The sequence below is a fragment of the Tractidigestivibacter sp. genome (genome assembly GCF_057241865.1).
Genome location: NZ_DBHHPX010000031.1, coordinates 1 through 2,095 on the forward strand (window position 1 = coordinate 1; position 2,095 = coordinate 2,095).

The 2,095-nt window shown below is 67.5% G+C and carries 3 protein-coding genes; all 3 read right to left on the minus strand.

Features of this window, described 5'->3' with window-relative positions; genetic code table 11:
- Positions 1–413: MogA/MoaB family molybdenum cofactor biosynthesis protein (locus ACO59D_RS09785; protein ID WP_485126815.1), on the minus strand; the 413-nt coding region annotated here is incomplete at its 3' end.
- 5 nt (positions 414–418) lie between these two features.
- Positions 419–1,492 (minus strand): molybdopterin-binding protein, encoded by a 1,074-nt coding sequence (locus ACO59D_RS09790; protein WP_485126816.1) that lies wholly within the window; start codon positions 1,490–1,492, stop codon positions 419–421.
- Positions 1,489–2,095 (minus strand): MOSC domain-containing protein (locus ACO59D_RS09795; RefSeq protein WP_485126817.1); only part of this gene is annotated, 607 nt, incomplete at its 5' end. The genes ACO59D_RS09795 and ACO59D_RS09790, both read right to left, overlap by 4 nt.

A 2,095-nucleotide genomic window follows, 5' to 3' on the forward strand; every position in this document is an offset into this window, starting at 1 on the left:
AGCGTGCGGTCCAGGATGCCAGCCACCTCGCGCGAGAGGCAGGCATGCGGCGTGATGGCCATCGAGGCGGCACGCATGGCCTCGGGGATCCCTGGTGCCATGCGCGTGCACACGGCCGCAGTTGCCTCGGGCGTCACGTCGCGTGGCGAGAGGCCCGTGCCACCCGTGGTGAGGACGAGCGCCGCATCCCGCTCTGCCGCCGCCCTGATGGCCGCCTCTATCTGTGGCTGCTCGTCGGGCACCACGCGCGTTGCCACCACGCGGTAGCCCCTCTCGCCGAGAAGCGCTACGAGCGTCGGTCCAGAGGCGTCCTCGCGCTCTTTGCGCGAGCAGCGGTCGCTCACGGTAATCACAACTGCCGTGTAGGCCTCACTTGCTGTAGCCTGCTGCTTGTCTGTCTCGCTATGGCTCATGGATCCTACTTTCCAAACGGGCATACGGGGAAGGTGCAGGGCTCGCAGCGCAGGCACAGGCCGCCCTCGCCCAGTTGCACAACGTCGCGACGACGCACTTCCACGCCGGCCGCAATGCGAGGCAGCACCAGGTCAAAGACCGTGGCCGCGCTGTACATGACGCAGCCCGGCAGACCCACCACGGGCACCGCGCGCGGCTCGCCAGCAGCATCGCTCTCGTCAAAGTAGCCCACGAGAAGCATCGCGCCCGGCAGGACCGGCGCTCCATAGGTCACGATGCGCGCACCCGCACGCTTGATGGCGCCGGGGGTGTTGTCATCTGGGTCAACGCTCATGCCACCCGTGCACACAACCATGTCGACCCCGGTCTCGCGCGCCTCGCCTATGGCCGCCACCAGCGCGTCCATATCGTCGCCGGGCGTGGCGTGCCAGGTCGTCTTGACGCCGTAGCGTGCGAGCTTGGCCTCCACCACAGGGGTGAAGCGGTCCTCGATAAGGCCCTTGGCCACCTCGGATCCCGTGGCGATAATGGCCGCCGTCCCCAGGCGCCACGGCTCCACGCACATGAGCGGGCCCATCCTCCCGATGTCTGCCGCACGCTCTGCCGCCTCGACCACAGACTCCCTCACGACCAGCGGGACCACGCGTGTGCCAGCAAGGTCGTCGCCTGCGGATACGGCAAAGCCGCCCTTGCGCGTGGCGATCATGACCTCCTCGCAGCCGTTCACCGCCACAAGGCGCTCCGAGTCGACAAGATAGACGCCGTCATGCGCGGCCTTGATGCCGATCTTGCCCTCGCGGGGCTCGCCCGACGCCACGCAGCCCGGACCCAGGCAGAGCGCGGCCATACGCCGGGCGGCATCGTCCTCGTGGAGCATGCCGGGTCCGGCCTCCCACACGTAGAGGTGCTCCTTGCCCATGGAGAGCAGCACCGGCACGTCCTCGGCCGTGACCCTGTGGCCCTTCTTGAAGCGAGGCCCCTTGTAGTGCGGCGAACCCTTGCCGTCACCGGGCAGAATCTGGGTCATGTCGTGGCACAGCACGTGCCCGATGGCGTCCTCGGTCTTTATAAGCCTCATGCCAGCTCGCCCTCTCCCATCACGCGAACCTCGTCACCGGCGCGCACGGTTCCACCACGCGTCACCACGCAGAAGATGCCATCAGTGGGCATCACGCACATGCCCGTAAGGCGCCGTATCTCGCAATCGTTATGGCAGGCCTTGCCGATCTGCGTCACCACCATGCGGGCAGGGCCCACGGCAAGCGTGGTGCCCACGGGCAGGCTCTTGGCATCGACCCCCTGCGTGAGCACGTTCTCGGCAAAATCCCCCGGCGCAAGCTCGATGCCCTTGGTGCGCATGAGGTCCACGGACTCGTTGGCGAGAAGGCTCACCTGGCGGTGCCAGCCACCGGCGTGAGCGTCGCCCTCGATGCCCTTGCCCACCTTGAGCTCGATAGCGTCAACGGTGTGCTTGCGCGTGCCCTTCTTCTCGGATATGCAGGTGGCAACCACGATGCCGTGCGGCAGGGACGCCGTAGCAGCCTCCGCCGATGCCGCGGAAGCGTCACCCGCGGTCCGCACGAAGTGCCCGGATCTGCCACCGTCCTTCTCAAGCAGTCGCACCTCGGTGATGACCATGTCGCGCTGGTGCGCCTTGCACATGTCGTAGATCGTGAGACCC